The sequence below is a fragment of the Domibacillus epiphyticus genome (assembly GCF_001975785.1).
Taxonomy (GTDB): domain Bacteria; phylum Bacillota; class Bacilli; order Bacillales; family Domibacillaceae; genus Domibacillus; species Domibacillus epiphyticus.
This window is the reverse complement of sequence record NZ_MSFI01000002.1, coordinates 39,082-61,455: the sequence shown is the minus strand read 5'-3', so window position 1 is coordinate 61,455 and position 22,374 is coordinate 39,082. Positions and strand designations below refer to the sequence as shown.

Here is a 22,374-nt window from a genome sequence, read left to right as displayed (position 1 = left end):
TATCGATGAGGCATAACTGCCATTGCTTTTTGGTGAAAACAAACCGTGTCGATATAACGCGTATGTTAGGAAATCGTGCCGTTAGTAATGCTTTATTAAGAATATGATAAGTTAGAATATCTTCCTCATCCTGTAAAGAATGCAGAAGAGGAAATAACAAGTGTGGGCGCGCTCAACACTTGTTGGATGGGCAAATGACGCAGTACACTCTCCTTTTTCCTGCATATAATTACAGAGACTTTTTAAACAGGAGGAGAAGAGGGAATGAATAAAGAAATACTGAGTTCTTTAGTTGGAAAAGCAGTGAAGGTAAACCGTGGAGGCCATGATTCCAGAGTTGGACAGTTGTTGGCAGTAGAAGAGGATTATTTTGTACTGCTCACTAAAGAAGACGGTGTTCTTTATTATAAAGGTCACCACGTAAAAAGTTTAACGGACAATACAAAAAAAGGACTTAACTTAGGCCTTGTCATACCGGAAGATTTTGAGTATATAAATGGCCATTGTTTTCAAGATGTATTGCACGACTTGAAATATCACTGGGTGACCGTTAATCGTGGCGGGCACGAAAAATATCAAGGTGTGTTGGATGATATAAATGATGACTATATTACGATCGTTTATAACGAAGAAGTCATTCGCGTGGCGATGTTCCACATACGAAATATCAGCTACGATAAGAAATTGGAGGATCCAAACGAGAAAGAAAAAGAAGAGAAGGATCAACATAATGATGAGGACAAAAAGGAAGACGCAGGAGAGTAATCATTTATCGTTATAAAGAGAAATTGACATCAGCCGCTTTTGAATTCAGGAATACAAACGAATTTGTTTCGTGTTCTGAGATTTAAAAGTGGCTCTTGTCGTTAAAAATGGGGATCAACACGTAGGGGGGGTTAGAAATGTCGGGCCCTTATTTTTCAGAGACACTTACATCACTGATTGGGTATTCAATCGGTATTTTTTCGGATGATGGCAATATCATCAAAGGGAGCCTGGTAGATGTAAAGCAGGATTATCTTATTTTGCAAAATGAAAAAGAAGAATATTTTTATCATCATCTTGACCAAATAAAATCTGTTTCAAAAAATGCAAAAGACCTGCACTCAACCACTTTCCAATTGGATTATTTACAGGCTGAAAACCTTCATGAGCTTTTAGATCAATGCAAGCAAAGCTGGGTAACGATCAACTGCCATAATGATCAAATGTTGACAGGGTTTCTGAGCAGAGTGTTTGAAGACCACCTCATTTTAATTAGCGGCGAAGAAAAGATTATCATTCAAAATTCCTATATCGCCAATGTATTTCCTGGATTTTATGAAAAAGATGTTTCAGCTGAAGACGTGCCGGAGGAAAATATGGAAATTGCAGAAAAAGAGACAGAAACATTAAACAATTTAAATGAAAAGAAAAAAATTAAGCGTGATCAACAGTTGCCCCCTTTGGAAGAACAAAAAGAAAAGGGTAAGGAACAGAAGGAATCTGATATCACATGTTCAGAAGCAGTAGAAAATACAGCAGATAAAAAGGAAACATTCGCTGCTGATATTTCTTCACAAACAAACCAATCGACTGAACGGCTAGAAAGAAAAAAATATTTTGAGAAAAGCGACAGCTCCTTGTCCGACCGAATGCTGCGATTGAATCTGACCCCACGAAAAAAAGGCGAGTTCGCTTCCAAAAAGGAATCTGATAAAAAAAACCAAAGCGAATCAGCTGACGCATCTTCATTCAAGAGGGTGTATTTTCAAAAAATTCGAGCTGATAAAAAAATTATTATGAATAAAAAAGGGAAAAAGCTGCAAGCACAAAATCACCAAAAACCTGAGCGCAAATCAATGCCACTGATAGAAGAAAATCACACATTTACACAACCCGTAATAACACAGGAGGAAAAAGAAAAAATCCTCGAATCACAATATTACTCCCTCATGAAGCAGGCAGAAAGGGATTACATGAATTTAAGAAGAAAAAGAATGAACAGGCAAAAAATGAAACAGTCGTTTTCTTGAAATGATGGAGCATTCTTAAAATTCTCCATCATTTTAAGATATTTACGGCTTTTTTAAGAGAAGGAGGTTATTTCATGAAAAAGATTAAGGGGTATGCCGGAAAACCTATTCATCTCGATCTAATCGGGAAGAAAGAGCTGGAGGGTGTTTTAATCGACTATGGCAGTGATGTACTGGTCCTTTATAAGCAAGATGACTATTTATATATCCCGCTATTTCATATTCGTGAGGTGCGGCTTTTAACAAAAGAGGAAGCAAGTCAATTCAGCCAGCCAGAAATGGAAAATGAACCTATTTCTGAAAAATTGTCACTTCCGGACATACTCCGGGCAGCAGCCAAAGGAAGCTTTGTTGAATTAAATGTGACGGCTCTTCAGTCTGTTCCCGGTTACATCACCCAAGTGAAGGATAATTATATTGTCTTTTTTTCTCCCGTTTATCAAACAATCCTTGTTCCATTTCAACATATAAAATGGCTAATACCGTACCCGGATTCTGCCCGGCCTTATGGATTTAAAAACCCGATGAATTCACTATCATCTTCCACCGCCAAAACGTTTGCTCAAACTTTTGAAAATCAAATAGAAAATTTAAACGATACATTTATTACTTGCAATATTGGGGAAAAGGAAAGCATAAGCGGCAAACTGCTTCATAAAGAGAGCCATTTCATTAATTTGCTTACTGAGAAAGAACAACAAATTCACGTGAATATTCACCACGTGAAAACAGTAGCCTATACGTAAAAAGCTGGGCATCAATCCCCGCATGGAAATTGACTTCTTATGCTCGATGATCTCCGTCAAAATCAATGTTTCTAATGATGAATATAAAAGAAAATTACGAAACGAATAGGTGGGACGTCAAATGCAAAAAAAATGGTGGAAAGAAGCGATTGCGTACCAAATTTATCCTCGTAGTTTTATGGACTCAAACGGCGATGGAATAGGGGATATTCAGGGGATTATTTTAAAACTGGATTATTTAAAAGATCTCGGGATAGATGTCATCTGGGTATGCCCGATGTTCGAATCGCCAAATGATGACAATGGGTATGATATAAGTGATTATAAGGAGATCATGGCGGAATTCGGCACGATGAAAGATTTTGATGAGCTGCTTAAGGAAGTGCACAAGCGTGGGATGAAACTGATACTTGATTTGGTCATCAACCATACGAGTGATGACCATCCATGGTTTATTGAATCACGTTCGTCGAAAGACAGCCCAAAGCGCGATTGGTACATATGGCGCGATGGGAAAAACGGGGAGGAGCCAAATAACTGGGAAAGTATTTTTGGTAATTCTGCATGGGAATATGACCAAACGACAGATCAGTATTATCTTCATCTCTTTTCAAAAAGACAGCCTGATTTAAACTGGGAAAACGCCGAGGTTCGCAAGGCGCTGTATGAAATGGTGAATTGGTGGCTTGATAAAGGGATCGATGGTTTTCGTGTGGATGCGATCAGCCACATTAAAAAAGAAGAGGGCCTTCCTGATATGCCGAATCCGAATGACCAGAAATATGTACGGTCATTTGATAAACACATGAATGTGGAAGGCATTCAATTATTTTTGCAAGAGCTGAAAGAGGAGACGTTCGCGAAATACGATATTATGACAGTTGGTGAAGCAAACGGTGTCACTGTGCGTGATATTGAAGATTGGGTTCATGAAGAAGGCGGCAAATTTAATATGGTGTTTCAGTTCGAACATTTGGAACTTTGGAATGCAAAATCCAAAACCGGTTTGGATATACAGGGATATAAAGAAATTATGACGCGCTGGCAAAAAGTGCTTGAAGGAAAAGGGTGGAATGCCTTATTCATTGAAAATCATGACAAAGCCCGTATTGTGTCAACTTGGGGAAATGATAAAGAGTACTGGCGTGAAAGCGCGACGGCATTTGCTGCAGTATATTTTCTTATGCAAGGCACCCCTTTTATTTATCAAGGACAGGAAATCGGCATGACAAATGTTCAATATGACTCAATTGATGACTACAATGATATTCGAACAAAAAATATGTACCGTCTTGGTACCGCCGCAGGGATTCATCATGATGAAATGATGGAGATTATCTGGGCTTCAAGCCGTGACAATTCAAGGACACCCATGCACTGGTCAGCAGGAGAAAATGGCGGATTCACGACAGGGACACCTTGGATAAAAGTAAATGAAAATTACAAAAACATTAATGTCGAATCACAGCTGCTGGATGAAAATTCGATTTTGCATTTTTATAAAAAAATGATTCAAATGAAGAAAAAAAATGATGTTTTCACATACGGAACCTACCAGTTATTACTGGAAGAGGATACTCGCGTATACGCCTATACGAGAACGCTGAACGAAGAAAAAGCAATCGTAATTGCCAATCTGACGGATCGGCCGGTGCCGGTTCGGAAAATGGAAGGGATCACCTTTCATTATAAGCATTTGATGTTAAACAATTATCCAGTGCCGGAAGAAAATCCCCCCGGCGGACTTATATTGAGTCCATATGAAACAAGAGTGTACAAGTTGAGTTGAAAAAGCTGCCGTGTTGGCAGCTTTTTTTGTTTAGACGTCAAAGAATGTATTTATTCATATTAGAGTAAACTTTGGAAAAAAAGTAAAATATATGGGTTTATCTTTATTAATAACTAGAATTTTTCCACGATGAGAAAGTTGGGGTGGCTATGCAATACCAGCAAAATGAACATTTGACATTTATGAATCAATGGGTGCACCAAATGAAAACATCGATCTCGGTAATCTTAATTGACAATGCAAAATCTGGATGAGCCGTAATTGCAAGCGCTCGGGAAGAAACTGAACAGATGCGTGCCGGGGTAAATACCATTCTTTACATCGCGCGGTTTCGGACATTTGTGTGATTTTTTTGTAAAATAGCTCAATTTGTCAGACGTGATTTCGTATACTTTTTTATCGTCCGCTACTTTTACACGAAGCAAATTTTATCTTAAAAACAGAAGGACTGCACAACGAGGGGAGCAGTCCTTTTTGTTTATGGTTTTAAAACGAATTTAATACACTCATCTTCATGATCATTAAACGTTTTATATGCTTCACTCGCTTGGTCGAGCGGCACTTTATGTGTAACGATTTCAGTCGGATCAAATTCTCCGGCTGTGATTTTATTGAACAGCTCAGGCATGTAGTGAATAACAGGTGCCTGTCCCATTTTCAGCGTGATATTCCGCTCAAAAAAGCTGCCGAGCGGGAACATGTTATACATTGAACCGTATACACCAGTCAGCTGTACAGTACCAAATTTACGGACGGCTTTTGTCGCAATTTGAATTGCGCTAAGTGTTCCGCCCTGCAATTTCAGTTTTTGCTCAATTGCTTCAATAGCGGACTTTTTGCCATCCATTCCTACACAATCAATGACCACATCTGCACCGCCATTTGTGATTTCTTTTAAATGACTGCCCATATCTTTATATTCCGCAAAATTAAACGTTTCAACATTATTCATTCTCTTTGCGTGCTGCAAACGGTATGGCAAGTGATCAACGGCTATGACACGTTTTGCCCCTTTCATCCACGCAAACTTTTGTGTCATTAATCCGATTGGACCGGAACCGAGGACAATGACAGTATCTCCCGCTTTGACCCCGGAATTTTCGATACTCCAGTAAGCAGTCGGCAGAACATCTGACAAAAACAGGAGTGATTCATCTTCTAATTCGCATGACTCCGGAATGACAAACGGCATAAAGTTTCCATATGGAACCCGCAAAAATTCAGCCTGTCCCCCCGGAAAATTTCCGTACCGTTCTGTAAACCCGAAGTAACCGCCGGTATCTAAATGAGGATTTGCATTCGAATTGTCGCACTGACTCTCAAGATCGTGCTGACAGTAAAAGCAGTGGCCGCAAGAAACATTAAAAGGGAGCACAACGCGATCGCCTTTTTTTACTTTTGTGACCTCTGAACCAACTTCTTCCACAATGCCCATAGGCTCGTGTCCGATCACATAATCTTCTTCTGCTGGCGGCAAAGCGCCTTGATAAATATGAAGGTCAGAGCCGCAGATGGCAGTTGAAGTAATACGGACGATAATATCTTCCTTCTTCTGTATGATCGGGTCAGCTACATTTTTCACCTGAATATTTTTCGCACCTTGATACGTAACGGCTTTCATGTGCACTCTCCTTATTTTTGGGATATTTTGCTTTTCCCTAATGGGAGGGTAATTATTCAAAAAAAGACAGGTCTTTCTGATCATTTTTGCTAAATTTCTAATAAAGGCGAATAATAGAAACAATGAATAGCACATTAATGGAGATTGTCATGCATATGGTGAATCACTGTACATCTCATTAGGGAAATATGGCGGTTATATGAGAAGCAGGGCCTGATATGCTGTCCGATTTTATTTTTTTTATGGAAATAAATAATACGTTCCAAATAAAAAAAGCACAGCTGCCATACCGGCAGCCGTGCTTTTTTTATTTGCGGCGCTTCAGGTTTTTAAGCACCGTATAAGCGAATAGTACGATAACGATTCCGGCAATGATCAATAAAAGACCTCTCATCTGTATACATCCTTTCAAACACACAAGTACAGATTATATAGCCACTCGGTTGCCGTTTGAAACATGGTCCTATTCTAAATTCGCATGCCGTCCGTACATTTTGCCTGAATCCATGCCTTTTTTTTCCATAAAACGCAAAATGACTGAGTCATAAAAAAGCAATAAGCTTTGTTCAAATAATGAACCCATTGGCTGAATGGTTTTGTTTCCTGTATCTTCACCGGACTTTGTCTGCGCGGGAATTTCCACGACAATATCAGCAATTTTTCCGATTGTAGACGCAGGGACAATGGTCACAGCAGCCACAACCGCACCGATGGATTTCGCTTTTTCCGCCATTGCGATAAGACTTTTTGTTTCACCGGAACCGGAGCCGATGATAAAAATATCGCCTGCCTCTAAATTCGGTGTGACAGTCTCCCCGACAACGTAAGGATCGAGCCCGACATGCATCATGCGCATGGCGAATGATTTAGCCATAAAACCGGACCGGCCGGCACCTGCAACGAACACTTTTTTTGCTTCAAGAATGCCGTTTACAAGCTGTTCGGCATTTTCATCGCGGATGAGCGAAGCCGTTGTTTGAAGCTCTTGTAAAATGCGTTCCATATATTGTGTCATTATGCTTTTGCTGCTTCTTTGATCATTTTTTGCATTTCAGCTGCCGCCGCTTTTTTGTCGTCTTTGCTCGTGATGCCGCCTCCGACAATAACGAGGTCTGGCTGTTCTTTAATCACCTCAGGCAGTGTCTCAAGTTTAATGCCGCCAGCGATGGCTGTCTTCGCATTTTTTACGACGCTTTTGATTGTGTGCAAATCTTCAAATGAGTTTTGGCCCACTGCTTGTAAGTCGTAGCCAGTGTGAACGCAAATGTAATCAACGCCAAGCGCATCAAGCTCTTGTGCGCGTGTTTTAATGTCTTTTACCGCAATCATATCAACAAGGATTTGCTTGCCTTGTTTTTTCGCTTCTTCTACTGCCCCTTTAATTGACGCATCTTCTGCAGCGCCGAGAATGGTGATAATATCGGCACCTGCTTCCGATGCTTTCATCACTTCGTAGCCAGCAGCGTCCATAATTTTCAAGTCGGCAAGTACTGTCAAGTCCGGGAATGCTTCTTTCATTTCTTTTACGGCGCGAAGGCCTTCATTAATGACAACAGGTGTGCCAATTTCAACAACATCGATGTGCTCCTGTACTTCTTTCACAAGCTCGATGCCTTCTGGAATGTTTACTAAATCAAGTGCTAATTGTAATTTCATTTTTTTCTCTCCCTTTTCTTTGTAGTAAGTTGAGTCTAACGCCTGGAGTACAAAAAAAGAAGTACGCACTTTAAACTCATATAGTGCTAAAAAGTATACTGTGGGAGAAAAAAGGTGTCGATTATTTATTTGTCATTGCCGACCTTGCAGGCAGCAGGGTCTTCAAACTGCTCATCAATAAATACCTTATAATTTTTCCCCCAGTCGTACATTGATTCAAGGATCGGCATTAATGTTTTACCCTGTTCCGTTAAAGTATATTCCACTTTCGGCGGCACAACCGGATACACTTTACGGTGTACAATGAAATCCGATTCAAGCTCACGCAGCTGATTGACAAGCATGCGTTGTGTAATGCCAGGCATCAGTGATTTCAGCTCGTTAAACCGCTTTGTCCCTTCTTTTCCTAAATACCATAGTATTAACATTTTCCACTTGCCGCCGATAACGGCTAGCGTTAATTCTTTTTCGCAGTTAAAATCCCGTGCACAGATACGTCCCATAGTGTTCAACCTCCTGTATTTTTTCTACAGTATACATTTTGTATGTATAAATGCAAAAAGAACTGCTTTTGCTTTTCACTAACCGTCAATAGTGGTAAATTGAATGAAAAGTTTACCGCAATAGCGGCAGTATGTTGTTCACTTTTATAAAGAGAGGAATCATCACATGAACTTAGCGACAATTGGAACGAGTACCATTACAGAACGGTTTGTGGATGCAGTGAAAAAAAGCGGCAAGCTGACATTCGCGGCTGCGTATTCACGTTCAGCGGAAAAAGCGGAAAAACTTGGAGCGCCCCAAGTATTTACCGATCTGGAGGAGCTGGCAAAAAGCAAAGAAATTGACGTCGTATACATCGCGTCACCGAATTCTCTTCATTTTGAACAGGCTCTTTTATTAATGAAAAATAAAAAACACATTATATGTGAAAAGCCGATGTTTTCAACGTCCAAAGAGCTTGCCGAAGCGTTTAATGCGGCAGATGAAAATGGCGTGTTTTTGTTCGAAGCATTCCGAAATTTGTACACACCAAACCATGATCGTTTAAAAAGATCTGTGGAGAAAGCAGGGAAGGTGCGCCATTCCTTTTTCCAGTATATGAAATATTCATCACGCTACGATAATGTGCTGGCAGGGGAAGAACCAAATATTTTTTCAGCAAAATTTTCCGGCGGCGCACTTGTTGATTTAGGCGTCTACCCGATCAGTCTGGCCGTGTCGTTATTCGGCAAGCCGAACCGAGTTTCCTGTCACGTTGCCATGCTGCCGACCGGCGTAGATGGAAGCGGATCGGTCATTCTCGATTACGGAACGCATACGTGCACGGCAATGTTTTCTAAAATAACCGATTCCTGCTTGCCGGGAGAAATCAGCGGGGAGGACGGTACGATTGTTATTGATCATGTGGCGCCGATATCAAATATTGAATTTACGAATCGACGTACCAGTGAGAAGGAACAGCTTGCCGTCTTGGAGGAGGAAAACGACATGGTGTATGAAGCCGAAGCCATCGCTGAAGCCATCGCATCCAATGATCAGAAAACATATCAACGCTTCCGCAGCATAAGTGAGACAGTTATTCAGATTACAGAAGAAGCCCGTAGACAAAACGGTATTCTTTTCGATGTAGAGAAGTAAAAAAAATGTGTTTATCTTGTCTTTTTTAAAGGCCAGATAAACACATTTTTATTTCCTGAAAAGTGAAGAATGGGTTTGCTTTTGAAATAATATCTGGGCAAGAAAGAAGCCATCGTATTGTCATGAAATGTGGCTTCTGCCTTGGTGATTCTCCAGCGGTCGTGATGTATGTCCCCGCGAAAAAGGGCACTGTCTTTTATGGTCCATAAACAATAACGCTCAAGCAGCCAGTATTCAAGGCTGTCCTCAGCGGGCAAGTAAATACTGGATGACTGCTTATAACTCACGTGAAAGGATTCTTTCGGACTGTCTGGATGTTTTCGCCGGCTTTTGTAATGTACCACCGGATCCTTAACCCGTATGCCCATATGAGCATGTTTATACGGAAGAGAAGTCCCCATTTTTGCCCCTAAAACCACCGGCCACTTGTTTGCATCCATACTAAAGAAATACACACCTGGGATGCCTTTGTGGGTAACGTATGTGCGGACGTTTAACTCCAGATAAGAATGGTATAGCGGGAATGGCGGCATTCCACGCAGTTTTGTGTGATGTGCATGGAAAGGAATGACACCGAGCCAAGCCGTGCCATCGAATGTATCAATATCAAGCGTCCCGGGAATGTACGCCTTTAAAAAATGAGCCGGAACCGGCCAATGGGCAAACAGCATATTATCCCACGTTTGCGTCATAACCCAGGGGGTGGAAGGCAACGGAAATGGACGCTGTTCCACTTCAACAAAGTCTACCGTCAACGCTAACAGTCCTTTCAATTGCCTGTTTATTTCCTGGAAAATGATGAACCAGACTATTCCCATGAATTACGGGAGCAGTCTGTATGCAAAATCAATTATCTATACCGTTCTCATCCCTTTTCGGCGTTTCTGCCTTTTTTAGGAATTCAGTTAGTTTTGCGTTTGTTTCATCAATAAGACTGGATATTTTTTCAGCGTCAGGCTGTTCCTTTTTTGTTTCATTTATGAGCGGGTAAAGGCTCTCTTCAATCGTTGTATAATCGTCCGGATATTGTTCTTCTACCTGGCCTTCAATGGTGTCCCAATGCTCCTCAAGACTTTTGCCTGTTGCGTGTATTTGCTCAATATTTTCCGGATCTTCTATATTTGCTTTCAACTCAGTCAGAGTGCCGGTTACATTATCAAGTTCGCTCGCCATGTCCTTCCATTCTTCATTGGTTGTATCGGTTTCATTGTTTTTAACAGACTGTTCGCTTTCGTCCTGACCGCAGCCTGCTGCCAGCAGCATCATAAGAAGAAATGACGCTAACACAATTTGGAATTTCTTCATCAGCTTCTCCTCCTATACCGTTTATTTCTACTATTTACTAAAAAAAGAGATAGTAAACGTATTTTAATCAGTTAGAATCCGTTTCGTTGTTTTGTGTGGCGTTTTCACGGGTAGAAATAGCGAAAAAAGGGAATGAAGATCATGACTTTTAACTACTCCATTGATTTTGATACGATTGATTTTCGAAAAAATCCAGATAAGTACCAGGTAGGCAGGGGAGAACAGGGGGTATTACTGGTCGAACCGTATAAAAGTGAAATACTTCCGCATTGGAGATTCAAAACACCCGATATAGCGGCTGAATCGTCAGAGAAAATTTATGACATGTTTCTTGAATACAAAAAGAATGATGACTTTGTTGGAATGGATATGGCTCGGAAATTTTTGCAGATGGGGTATACGAGAGCACGCCGCTATACGAATTATAAAGGAGGTAGAAAGTACGATGAGGACGGCAAGCTGAAAGAGCGCCAAAAAGATGAAGTAAAAGCAAAGTCGGCAGCCATTTTCCAAGAAAAGTGGAAAATGGCACGCGAAGATAAACAATATCTAATACTGAAAAAAGCCCATCAGAAGAAGTATGGTTAATCGTCGTTTTTAAACCATCCCTTTCGACGGAAAAATGCAAACATTGTGAGTGCAATGCCGGCCATTAAGCCAAGGGCCATAAAATAACCGTAGCGCCACGTTAACTCAGGCATGTATTCAAAGTTCATGCCATAAATACCTGCGATGAATGTGAGCGGCATAAAAATCGTTGTAATAACCGTCAGTGTCATCATAATGCTGTTCATCCGGTTCGAGTTGACGGACAAGTAGCTGTCGCGCATGTCTTTCGTCAGTTCACGGTTCGACTCAACGATCTCCGTCAGCATTAACAAATGGTCATAAATATCTTTGAAATACACTTTGTTTTTCTTCGACATATGGATGCGCTCTGAATTCAGTATGCGGTACAAAAGCTCTCGCATCGGAAAAATAATGCGGCGCAGCTTTAATAATTCTTTTCGAATCTCAAAAAGGTCATTCGTTTTATCATGATCTGTTTCATCAGCCTCTAAGTGGATGAGGCTGTCTTCGATTTGATAAACACTCGGAAAAAATTGATCGACGACTTTATCGACGAGATGATACAACACTTGAACGGGATTTAAGTTTTTATTTTTTTTTGAATCAAGTAAACGCTCCCAAACGGTATCCACCTCAACCGATGATTTCCGATGGAACGTCACAATGTAATCCGAACACCAGAAGATATCAAGTTCTTCCGGCGACAGTGTTTTTTGATTTACCATTTGAATGATCAAAAAGTTGTGATCATCGTAATAATCAAGCTTTGGTCGCTGAATAAAATGAAGGCAGTCTTCAATGGCGAGCGGGTGAAAAGCAAAAAAGTCATGCAGCACATGCGTTTCTTCCTCAGTCGGCACGTTGAAATCAACCCAATACCATAAAATATTCTCACTGCGCAGCTCCTCAAGCGGAACATCTTGCAAAATTCTCTGATCAATCGTCATCGCAGCTGTTCTAATCATGAAATCACCTTCTTTGTTTTCAAACCTTTTCCTATTATAAACAAGATGGTTAGGAAACGTTAATGAAAAAGATAATAAAAGGTAAATAATTCTTGATTTAATTAGAAATGATACGTTATTCAGTTATTCGACTAACTTAAAGGAATGATCCGTATTCACGTATCCTACTACGGCTTTCCTAAAACTACTAACTGAAATAAGAAGCCTTGAGTGATTATAATGGTCATTCAAGGCTTTTTTGAGTATGACAATTGTCCGCTTTTCCGACAATTAACCAAATCCATGCATGAAAATTACGTGTGAACCCTAACGATTACAAATTTAAAAATAGTGTATTTGATCTGACGATTGTACCAGACAAAATGGCATATTCACTTACCTGTGATGCTAGCCGTCCCATATAAGCGGTCTGCAAAGGGTCAATCACAGAAAAAAATGAAGAATAAACAAAAAAATTATAAAAAAAGTAGAAGATTCATATATACTGAATGTTAGTAAAGTGGAATATTTCCCGAATGGAGGAAAAACAGTGAAGAGGATTTTGATAGCGGCTCTAGCATTTCTTATGATTGTTTCTCTATTTAGTATAAATACAAAGACCCATGCTGCGGGCTTCGTTGACGTACCTTCGCGTGCCTTAAAGGAAGTTAACTATTTAGTAGAAGGGCAAGTCGTAAGCGGCTCTACCCCGACGACATTTACTCCTTATAAAACGATTACCCGGTCAGAGGCAGCCGTTTTTATCGGACGCGCTCTTCAGCTGAATGGGAAACAGCGTGCTACGAGTTTTAAAGATGTTGGTTCTGGCAGCTTTGCATCCGGATATATACAATCGGCAGCAGACAAAGGGATTATGTCTGGATATGGGAGCAGTTTTCGTCCATATAAAGTTGTAACACGCGGCGAAATGGCGGTTATGATCGCAAAAGCATTTGGTTATTCATCCAGTGCAGGTGCTGAAAAAGCATTGATGAATTTAGGCATCGCCAGTGGTTTATCCAATGGCACATTTGGTTCCAATCAGACCATTACCCGCGCAGACTTTGCTGTGTTCTTGGCAAGAGCCATTAATCCTGAATTTCGTTTAAAGCAGTCCGCAAAATTTATGAAAAATCTAGTTTCTACAACTGGAAACTTAAACATCCGCTCAGGTCCGTCCACTTCATACCGGTCGGTAGGAAAGATTGCAGCAAACACGCCGGTAACAGGGGCCCATTCCATTGGGGGATGGACGTATGTAAAAACAGAGGGTAAAGTCGGCTACATTAGCACGTATTATTTACGCACTGCATCAACAGGGAATACTGTGCCGCCTACTTTGACAGAAAACAATGATTCAAAACTTTCCAGTCAAACGATTATTCTTGATCCAGGTCATGGAGGCAAGGATTCAGGGGCTGTCGGAAATGGACTAAAAGAAAAAGAAGTCGTGCTTAAGACGGGACTTCAAGTGAACAACTTGTTGAAACAAACGCCGTTTAATGTAAAAATGACGCGTTCGAATGATACGTTTATTGAATTAAAAGACAGGTCTGCTTTTGCAAAAAACAATGACGGGGATATTTTCGTCAGCATCCATGCGAACGCTGCCACACCAAGTGCGACTGGTACGGAAACGTATTATTATTCAGCTGGAAATCCACATGTAGCTGACAGTAAATTGCTGGCGTCCAAAATTCAAGCACGAATGCTTACAGCATGGAATCTTAGGGATCGAGGCGTGAAGAATGGCAATTTCTCCGTTCTTCGTGAGAATAATATGCCGGCTGCACTCTTGGAGCTTGGCTTTATATCAAATGCAGGTGACGCATCAAAAATGGCATCGGATTATTGGATGAATACTATGTCAAAAGCAATTTACAATGGCATTCTCGATTACTACAAAGCGAAAGGGTACAATGTAAATTCGCTTTATAAATAAGTTTTATGAAAATTGTCTCCTTTTTATAGGAGACGATTTTTTTTGCATTAAATATGTATTGCTGTATTGTCACACTGCATGAAAAGGAATCACCTGTATAAGGGCGAGAGCAAAGAAAATAATAAAAAATAAAACGCATCGCTTTACATACATTAGGGGGGTATGGTAAATTAATGTTGAGGGAGGCGTCGGATTGGATAATCTTGAATGTCTAACCAGTGAAGATCCATACTGTGCAAATGAATCTGGCCGTAAAAGCCACCATTCTGAAAAAACAAAAAAGAATTTGGTGACAAGATTAAACAGGGTTGAAGGTCAGATCCGGGGAATTAAAGGGCTGATCGAAAGGGATGTTTACTGTGATGATGTCATTACACAAATTGCCGCAACCCAGGCAGCGCTTAACAGCGTAGCGAAAATTCTTCTTGAAGGGCACATGAAAAGCTGTGTGTTAGAACGTATTCAAGAGGGAGACGCTGATGTAGTAGATGAACTGCTCGTTACGATTCAAAAATTAATGAAAAAATAATTTTGCTTATTGAAGGGAGTAAGGAAATATGGAACAAACAACATTACAAGTACAAGGAATGTCATGCGGACACTGCGTTAAAGCAATCGAAGGCAGTGTGGGCAAGCTGGAAGGTGTTCATTCTGTACAGGTTGATTTACAAGCAAACAAAGTCGATGTTGAATATGACACGAATCAAGTTTCTATTGAGAAAATTAAAGAAACGATCGACGATCAAGGATATGACGTAGTTTAAATAGTAAAGAAACGTGCTAACCACTAGCACGTTCTTTTCGGAATAAAATATACCCCAAGTGGGTATAAGGAGTGAGCAGCCTTGAACGAGACTACAAAAGAAACAAGCTTGCACATTTCGGGGATGACCTGTGCGGCCTGCGCAGTACGAATCGAAAAGGGGTTAAACAAACTTGATGGGGTAGAAGATGCATCGGTTAACTTAGCATTGGAAAAATCCAAGGTTAAATACGATCCTGTAATAACGAACGAGAAAGCCATCCAAAAGAAAATAGAGGATTTAGGATATGGCGTCGTCATGGAAAAGAAAGAGTTCAATATTACAGGGATGACGTGTGCCGCCTGTGCCACACGGATTCAGAAAGGGTTAAATAAACTCGAAGGCGTGACAAGCGCTAACGTAAATTTAGCACTTGAACGGGCGAGTGTTGAATATAACCCTTCGGCACTTTCTCAAGCTGAAGTAATAAAAAAAGTTGAATCGCTTGGGTATGGAGCTGCTGTAAAGGATCAGGATGGTGGACAGGATAGCATTGACCACCGGCAAAAAGAAATTGAGCGGCAGACTGGAAAGTTTATCTTTTCAGCCATTCTCTCACTGCCGCTGTTATGGGCAATGGTCGGTCACTTTGAGTTCACATCTGGACTGTATGTACCACATATGTTCATGAATCCATGGGTTCAGTTGGCTTTGGCAACTCCAGTCCAGTTTATTATTGGCAAGCAGTTTTACGCAGGCGCCTATAAAGCGTTGAAAAATAAAAGCGCCAATATGGATGTGCTAGTTGCTCTAGGTACATCTGCCGCATATTTTTACAGCGTGTACTTGTCTATTGAATCGATCGGACAACCAGGCCATATGGTCGGGCTCTACTTTGAAACAAGCGCGATCCTAATTACGTTGATTATTTTAGGGAAACTGTTTGAAGCTAAAGCAAAAGGACGTTCTTCTGAAGCCATTAAAAAACTAATGGGTCTGCAAGCGAAAACCGCCATCGTCGAAAGAGACGGACAGGAAATGGAAATCTCCCTTGAAGAAGTGCTGGTGGGTGATATCCTTCATGTTAAACCAGGCGAAAAGGTGCCTGTTGACGGCGTGATTGTAGAAGGGCGATCTGCTATTGACGAATCGATGCTGACTGGAGAAAGTGTTCCTGTGGATAAACAGTCCGGGGATGACGTGATCGGTGCCACCATGAACAAAAACGGATTTTTGAAAATCAAAGCAACAAAAGTCGGCAAAAATACGGCACTGGCACAAATTATTAAAGTGGTGGAAGAAGCGCAGGGGTCAAAAGCACCTATTCAGCGTTTAGCCGATCAAATATCGGGTATTTTTGTCCCTATTGTGATAGGGATTGCAGTGGTTACGTTTCTCGTCTGGTTTATCTGGGCGGATCCAGGAAACTTTGGGGGCGCGTTAGAAAAACTGATTGCTGTTTTAGTTATCGCCTGCCCATGTGCGCTCGGACTTGCAACACCAACATCTATCATGGCGGGGTCAGGGAGAGCAGCAGAGTACGGCGTTCTGTTTAAAGGCGGAGAACATCTTGAAACCACTCATCGGATTACAACTGTTGTCCTTGATAAAACAGGAACGATCACAAACGGTACACCTGTATTGACGGATGTGTTGGTGCAAGGATCCATTCATGAAGAAGAATTTCTTGCTTTGGTTGGATCAGCGGAAAGACAATCGGAGCACCCGCTGGCTACGGCTATTGTGCAGGGGATTAAAGAAAAAGGGATTTCTTTAAAAGAAACAGATCAATTTGAAGCCATTCCTGGTTTTGGGATTAAAGCAGAGGTAGAAGGAAAAGAGCTGCTCATTGGAACACGTAAACTGATGATGCAGCATAACGTATCGATTTCGGACGCTAACGGCCAAATGGAGTCAATGGAGAAAGAAGGGAAAACGGCTATGCTGGTTGCAATTGATGGCCAGTATGCGGGGATCATTGCGGTTGCCGACACCATTAAAGAAACATCAAAAGCGGCGATAGCGCGCTTGAAAGAGATGGGTCTTGAAATCATTATGATGACAGGTGACAACAAGCAGACTGCAGTATCCATTGCCGGACAGGTCGGCATCGATCATGTTATTGCGGAAGTTCTCCCGGAAGGAAAAGCGGATGAGGTAAAGAAACTTCAGGAGAAGGGGAAAAAAGTCGCTATGGTTGGTGACGGCATCAATGATGCGCCTGCACTTGCAACGGCGGATATTGGAATGGCGATCGGGACAGGAACAGATGTCGCGCTGGAAGCTGCGGATATCACGTTAATTCGTGGAGATCTCAACAGTATTGCGGATGCGATCTTTATGAGTAAGGCGACGATCCGCAATGTAAAACAAAACTTGTTCTGGGCGTTCGGTTATAACACATTAGGCATTCCCATTGCTGCGTTAGGATTCCTGGCACCGTGGCTGGCAGGAGCTGCTATGGCATTCAGCTCGGTTTCGGTTGTGATTAACGCGCTTCGACTGCAAAAAGTGAAATTATAAGGGTGTGGTTGCATGAAAAATTGGGCGTTTGCGGCTGTTGCTTATTTACTCGTTGTTATAGCGGTTTACAATAGTTTCACTTAACAGAATCATCCTCAAATGTTAACAGGGCATGGTGGCTAAAATCATCATGCCTTTATTTATCCTAATTACTGTGTTTCGTTTTTTCTGTACTCCATAAAGTCTGCATATTTTCTCTTTATAATGAAAATAGATATTTTGTCGATTAAAAAAGGAAGGGTCATATGATGAAAAAAACGAAAAAAGGGAAGATCATCGTTTCTGCCGTACTAATGATTTTTGTGATAAGTGCAGCGGCTATGGTTTTCAATAATAAAAATGAGCGTGTAAATGAAAACGCCAATGAGGGCACACCAAAACGTACAAGTGAGCACAAACACGTAACGACAAACATTTCCTTCGACCATATTCATGGGTTGGGATACACAAATGATGGGAACCGTCTTATTGTTCCTGCACATGACGGTTTAAGAATTTTTGAGGATGAGAGATGGAAAAAATCCGAAAACGCCCAGCATGACTATATGGGGTTTTCCATAACGGATGAAGGATTTTTCAGCAGTGGACATCCCGCCCCGGATAGTGATTTGAAAAATCCGCTTGGTATTGTAAAAAGTGATGAACTTGGTGCAGAGATCCAAACGCTGACGTTGTATGGGGAAGTTGATTTTCATGGCATGGCTGCTGGTTATTATTCAAATGCCATTTATGTTATGAATCCGCAGCCTAATTCCATTATGGATCGGCCCGGTCTCTTTTTTTCAACAGATGAAGCGGCGAACTGGACCAATAGCAGCGCGAAAAATGTAGATGGACAAGCAGCCTCTTTAGCTGTTCATCCGAAAAATGAAAAATCGGCGGCAATAGGTACTGACAAAGGAGCCTTTCTTTCTATAGACAATGGGAATCAATTTGAACAAGTTTTATCAGACGCGCCTGTTTCAGCACTTTCCTACACATTCGATGAGAAATTGCTCGTCGGTTCAATGCGCGGGACAGCTGAATTAAGCATATTGGATTTAGAATCTCTTGAAGTGAAAGAGGTAGAGATCCCTTCGATAAATGAAGAGGAATTTATAACATATATTGCGGCGAATCCGAAAAACAAAGATGTCATTGCTTATTCAACAAGTGAAAATAACATTTACGTGAGCAATGATTCTGGGGAAAGCTGGGATCCTATTGCGGTGAAAGGAAAAGGTGTAGAAAATAAATAATTTCTGGACTAAAACGGACTCTTTTCAAAAAACACACGGTCGATTATACTTACTAGTAATCGAACGTGTGTTTTTTATTTAGAAAGGAGGAACAAAAATGCAGGCAATTGTTGCGGAAAAAGCGCTGCAGGCTCAGGCGCTGGCAGCTCCATTTCGTCATGTGAAAAAAGGATCGCATATAGAAATCAAGCCATGTGAAATGTTTCGAAACGGTGCTCTTTTAACATGGTGCAGCGGCCATTTGTTTGAAATCGCACCGCCGCATGAAATGAATCCAGCGCTCAAAAAGTGGCAGATGGATACGCTCCCAATGATTCCGGAATCGTTTAAATATAAAATCATTCCGTCAAAGGCAAGCCGTTTTAAAGCGGTGAAAGACATATTGACAAATCCAAATGTGACAGAAATTATCGCTGCAGGAGACCCGGCACGTGAAGGTGAGCTTATTGTCCAGCTCGTCGTCCGCATGTCAGGCGTCAATAAGCCGATGAAGAGGCTGTGGGTGAGCAGTTTAACACCAAACGCAGTAGAGCATGCTTTTTCGAATTTACTTGATATTGAGCAGACGAAGCCGCTTTATCATGAAGCGATGGCGCGCAGCTATGCGGATTGGCTGATTGGCATGAATGCAAGCCGTGCGTATACCCTGCTCATTCAGTCAAAGGGCGCCGGGAGGTCTGTTTTTTCAGTAGGACGCGTGCAAACCCCGACACTTGCGCTTGTTGTAAAGCGTGAACGTGAAATCTTACAGTTTGTTTCAAAACCATTTTTTGAAGTGATTGCACAGTTTAATATAGACGGATCTGTTTATGAAGGGAAATATTCAATGGAAACTGGCACCCGCTTTGAGAAAAAAGAAGAAGCGGAAGCCATTCAAAAACAGTGTCAGGGGAAAGAAGCAATCGTTCAAAAAGTAAAAACAGAGAGAAAGAGCGTCCCGCCCCCTGCTTTGCACAGTTTGTCGACTTTACAGGCACTGGCGAATAAGCGGTTTCGCTTTTCACCGAAAAAAACGTTGGAATTGACGCAGTCATTATATGAAAAATCATTTGTAACGTATCCACGAACGGACAGCAACCACGTGACAAAAGAAGAAGCAGCAGCATTTCCAAATATTTTGAATAAGTTATCGTCGCTGGAACCCTATAAGACGCTGACGGCTAATACGACACGAAATATCCTATCGGACAAGCGATACGTGAACGAGAAAATGGTCAGCGACCACTATGCGATCATCCCGACTGAAAACGTGCCGTCACTGAATTCATTAAGCGGCGATGAAAAGAAAATCTATGATATGATCGCCCGTTCGCTTATTGCCGCTCACTATGATCCGGCGGTTTTTGCCCATTCCAGCATTCAGACCAGCATTGAATCGCACGTGTTCATAACGAACGGAAAACAGCTCCTTTTTCCTGGCTGGCGTCCGGTGTTGTTTGAATCCGAGAAAGAGGATGTGATTCTTCCATCTGTGAAAGAAGGGCAGCAAGGCGAGGCAGAAGAGGTGAAAGTAACAGAAGGGAAGACGGTGCCTCCGAAACGGTATACAGAGGGCGAATTGATCACGGCTATGAAAAATGTTGGACAGTCCGTTGACGATAAGGAGCTCGGACAAGTACTGAAGTCGGTATCAGGTCTGGGCGAGGAAAGTACGCGCTCGAATATTATTGAACGGCTAAAGCAGCTCGAATATATGGAGATTGAACAGCACCGTTTAGCTCCTACGCAAAAAGCATTTATCTTAATGGATGCTGTTGAACATACACTTCTTGCCTCCCCTGAACTAACAGGGCGATGGGAAAAACGTTTAAAAGAGATTGGAAAAGGCGAAGCGCCGGCAAATGTGTTTATCGATCAGTCAAAAAAATTGGCACAGAAAATTGTGCATGATGCAATTAACCATTCCTCATCATGGCAATTTGAGTCCCAAGTACAGAAGAAGAGTGAAGAAAAACATCTAGGCGGCTGTCCAAAATGCGGAGCGGCAGTGGTTGATAAAGGAAAGCTATATGGCTGCACAATGTATTCAACGACGAAGTGCAGCTTTATGATCAGTAAAAAAATGCTCGGCAAAACGATCAGTGCAGCGAATATAAAAAAGCTGCTTGAAAAAGGAAAAACAAATTTGATTAAAGGTTTTAAAGGGAAAAGCCCGTTTGATGCATATATTGTGTGGAAAGACAGAAATGATGGAAGCGTTCAGTTTGAATTTAAAAATAAAAAATAAACTGGAAAATAGAAAAAAGACTCTTTCACCATTTATTTTCATTGTACCACGAGCCGAATAGATGCCGTTTTTAAATGGACTTTGATAAGATAAAGAAAAAAGCTTGTGAGGGCCTCGATGAAAACAATTATAAACGTGAAAGTGAATAAAAAAGCTGCGGTAAAACTAAAAAATGGTTTTCCTCTTATTGAAAAAGATGCGGTGGAAAACAGTAAAATGTTGAAAGAAGAAGGAACCATAATCCGTGTTCTGGATGATAAGAAAAATTACATTGGAACGGGCTATTACGGGGTACAAAACAAAGGGCTGGGCTGGATCATTACCTGTGAACCGGAAGTAAGCATTGATAAAGATTTCTTTGTGAAAAAAATTAAAACCGCATTACACCTGCGCAAGGCTCTATTTGATGATCCGAACACAACGGCATTTAGGGTCTTTAATGGTGAAGGGGACGGTGTTGGCGGACTGATTATAGATTATTACGACGGCTTTTACGTCATACACTGGTACAGTCTCGGTATCTATGCGTTTCGCGATGATATATTGGCGGCTATGAAAGAAAAAGTGGATTACAAAGGCATTTATGAAAAAAAACGCTTTGACTTAAAAGGGCAGTATATAGAAGATGATGATTTTGTGGCGGGTGAACGCGGTGAGTTTCCGATTGTGGTGAAAGAAAATGGCGTAAATTTTGCTGTTGACTTAAATGACGGTGCCATGACCGGAGTTTTTCTGGATCAGCGGAACGTACGGAAAGCGATTCGTGAACGGTACTCAAAAGATGCGGATATGTTGAATATGTTCTCCTACACCGGCGCATTTTCTGTTTGTTCGGCTCTCGGGGGAGCGAAGAAGACAACAAGTGTCGATGTAGCGAACAGAAGTCGGGCAAAAACCATTCAGCAATTTGAAGTGAATGGAATGGATGCCGCTCAGCATGAGATTGTGGTGGACGATGTATTTCAATACTTTAAATACGCAGCACGGAAAGGACGGACGTTTGATCTTGTCGTTGTCGACCCGCCAAGCTTTGCGAAAACAAAAAAGCGGACCTTTAGTGCAGCGAAAGATTACACGACTCTGATGAAAGAAACGATTGATTTAACAAATGACAATGGTGTCATTGTTGCTTCCACGAACAGCAGTGCATTTGATTTGAAAAAATTTAAAAGCTTTATTAAGACAGCCTGTAAGGAAAAGAATGTGTCGTATACGATTTTAGAGCAGTATACGCTGCCGGATGATTTCAGAACCTTAAAGGAGTTTCCAGAAGGGGATTACTTAAAAGTACTCTTTATTAAGATAAGTAAATGAATAGCAGCTTTGAAAAGCGGAAAGTCGTTGCTTAAAGCTGTTTTCATTTTAAGTATGTAAGTACATTTCGATGGTTCGTACGGCATGGATCGCTTTTCGC

Annotated in this window: 20 protein-coding genes and 1 pseudogene; 14 read left to right on the top strand and 7 right to left on the bottom strand. The window is 41.3% G+C overall.

Going from position 1 to position 22,374, the window contains the following annotated elements:
- Positions 1-264: 264 nt before the first annotated feature.
- From BTO28_RS01895 to BTO28_RS17825, 5 genes and pseudogenes are all read left to right on the top strand, one after another.
- The gene (locus tag BTO28_RS01895; RefSeq protein ID WP_076763531.1) at positions 265-765 is read left to right on the top strand and encodes a hypothetical protein; all 501 of its coding nucleotides are present in this window, start codon (positions 265-267) and stop codon (positions 763-765) included.
- 137 nt (positions 766-902) lie between these two features.
- Positions 903-2,015, top strand: a complete 1,113-nt coding sequence (locus BTO28_RS01890) for a DUF2642 domain-containing protein (RefSeq protein ID WP_076763529.1) — start codon at positions 903-905, stop codon at positions 2,013-2,015.
- 74 nt (positions 2,016-2,089) lie between these two features.
- A complete protein-coding gene (locus tag BTO28_RS01885; protein WP_076763527.1) occupies positions 2,090-2,761 on the top strand; it encodes a hypothetical protein in 672 nt (223 codons plus the stop codon).
- Between the two features lie 121 nt (positions 2,762-2,882).
- Positions 2,883-4,550, top strand: a complete 1,668-nt coding sequence (locus tag BTO28_RS01880) for a glycoside hydrolase family 13 protein (RefSeq protein WP_076763525.1) — start codon at positions 2,883-2,885, stop codon at positions 4,548-4,550.
- A gap of 161 nt (positions 4,551-4,711) precedes the next feature.
- Positions 4,712-4,888, top strand: a pseudogene (locus tag BTO28_RS17825) (sensor histidine kinase); the annotation flags it as partial.
- Positions 4,889-5,028: 140 nt separating this feature from the next.
- Here BTO28_RS17825 and BTO28_RS01875 read toward each other — a convergent pair.
- The 4 genes from BTO28_RS01875 to BTO28_RS01860 all read right to left on the bottom strand — a co-directional run bounded on the left by BTO28_RS01875 (position 5,029) and on the right by BTO28_RS01860 (position 8,330).
- On the bottom strand, positions 5,029-6,171 hold the full coding sequence (locus BTO28_RS01875; protein WP_076763523.1) for a zinc-dependent alcohol dehydrogenase: 1,143 nt from the start codon (positions 6,169-6,171) through the stop codon (positions 5,029-5,031).
- A 463-nt stretch (positions 6,172-6,634) separates the two neighbouring features.
- A complete protein-coding gene (gene hxlB / locus BTO28_RS01870) occupies positions 6,635-7,186 on the bottom strand; it encodes a 6-phospho-3-hexuloisomerase (protein ID WP_076763521.1) in 552 nt (183 codons plus the stop codon).
- Entirely contained in the window at positions 7,186-7,827 is a 642-nt protein-coding gene (gene hxlA / locus BTO28_RS01865) for a 3-hexulose-6-phosphate synthase (RefSeq protein WP_076763519.1), read from the bottom strand. Before hxlA ends, hxlB begins: the two co-directional genes overlap by 1 nt.
- 125 nt (positions 7,828-7,952) lie before the next feature.
- Positions 7,953-8,330 (bottom strand): winged helix-turn-helix transcriptional regulator, encoded by a 378-nt coding sequence (locus BTO28_RS01860; RefSeq protein WP_076763517.1) that lies wholly within the window; start codon positions 8,328-8,330, stop codon positions 7,953-7,955.
- Positions 8,331-8,496: 166 nt separating this feature from the next.
- On the opposite strand from BTO28_RS01860, the gene BTO28_RS01855 reads away from it, so the two are divergent.
- Entirely contained in the window at positions 8,497-9,468 is a 972-nt protein-coding gene (locus BTO28_RS01855) for a Gfo/Idh/MocA family protein (protein ID WP_076763515.1), read from the top strand.
- 11 nt (positions 9,469-9,479) lie between these two features.
- On the opposite strand, the gene BTO28_RS01850 is transcribed toward BTO28_RS01855, so the two are convergent.
- Positions 9,480-10,241 carry a YqjF family protein gene (locus tag BTO28_RS01850; protein ID WP_233129803.1) on the bottom strand — a complete coding sequence of 254 codons (762 nt, stop codon included), beginning with the start codon at positions 10,239-10,241 and terminating at the stop codon, positions 9,480-9,482.
- Between the two features lie 73 nt (positions 10,242-10,314).
- The gene (locus BTO28_RS01845; protein WP_076763513.1) at positions 10,315-10,773 is read right to left on the bottom strand and encodes a hypothetical protein; all 459 of its coding nucleotides are present in this window, start codon (positions 10,771-10,773) and stop codon (positions 10,315-10,317) included.
- 141 nt (positions 10,774-10,914) lie between these two features.
- Between BTO28_RS01845 and BTO28_RS01840 the strand changes: the two genes are divergently transcribed.
- Positions 10,915-11,361: a DUF4385 domain-containing protein gene (locus BTO28_RS01840; protein ID WP_076763511.1), complete on the top strand. Its 447-nt coding sequence runs from the start codon at positions 10,915-10,917 to the stop codon at positions 11,359-11,361.
- On the opposite strand, the gene corA is transcribed toward BTO28_RS01840, so the two are convergent.
- A complete protein-coding gene (gene corA, locus BTO28_RS01835; RefSeq protein WP_076763510.1) occupies positions 11,358-12,308 on the bottom strand; it encodes a magnesium/cobalt transporter CorA in 951 nt (316 codons plus the stop codon). The two genes, BTO28_RS01840 and corA, sit on opposite strands and share 4 nt — an antisense overlap.
- A 529-nt stretch (positions 12,309-12,837) precedes the next feature.
- Between corA and BTO28_RS01830 the strand changes: the two genes are divergently transcribed.
- From BTO28_RS01830 to BTO28_RS01800, 7 genes are all read left to right on the top strand, one after another.
- Positions 12,838-14,229 carry an N-acetylmuramoyl-L-alanine amidase gene (locus tag BTO28_RS01830; RefSeq protein ID WP_233129802.1) on the top strand — a complete coding sequence of 464 codons (1,392 nt, stop codon included), beginning with the start codon at positions 12,838-12,840 and terminating at the stop codon, positions 14,227-14,229.
- A gap of 193 nt (positions 14,230-14,422) precedes the next feature.
- Positions 14,423-14,758, top strand: coding sequence for a metal-sensitive transcriptional regulator (locus tag BTO28_RS01825; RefSeq protein ID WP_076763508.1), 336 nt, complete (start codon positions 14,423-14,425; stop codon positions 14,756-14,758).
- Positions 14,759-14,786: 28 nt separating this feature from the next.
- Positions 14,787-14,993: a copper chaperone CopZ gene (gene copZ, locus BTO28_RS01820; RefSeq protein ID WP_076763506.1), complete on the top strand. Its 207-nt coding sequence runs from the start codon at positions 14,787-14,789 to the stop codon at positions 14,991-14,993.
- Positions 14,994-15,074: 81 nt separating this feature from the next.
- Positions 15,075-17,495: a heavy metal translocating P-type ATPase gene (locus BTO28_RS01815; protein ID WP_076763504.1), complete on the top strand. Its 2,421-nt coding sequence runs from the start codon at positions 15,075-15,077 to the stop codon at positions 17,493-17,495.
- Between the two features lie 248 nt (positions 17,496-17,743).
- On the top strand, positions 17,744-18,733 hold the full coding sequence (locus BTO28_RS01810) for a F510_1955 family glycosylhydrolase (RefSeq protein ID WP_144289428.1): 990 nt from the start codon (positions 17,744-17,746) through the stop codon (positions 18,731-18,733).
- A 97-nt stretch (positions 18,734-18,830) separates the two neighbouring features.
- Entirely contained in the window at positions 18,831-20,960 is a 2,130-nt protein-coding gene (locus BTO28_RS01805) for a type IA DNA topoisomerase (protein WP_076763501.1), read from the top strand.
- Positions 20,961-21,077: 117 nt separating this feature from the next.
- Positions 21,078-22,274, top strand: coding sequence for a class I SAM-dependent rRNA methyltransferase (locus tag BTO28_RS01800; RefSeq protein WP_076763499.1), 1,197 nt, complete (start codon positions 21,078-21,080; stop codon positions 22,272-22,274).
- Positions 22,275-22,374 lie beyond the last annotated feature (100 nt).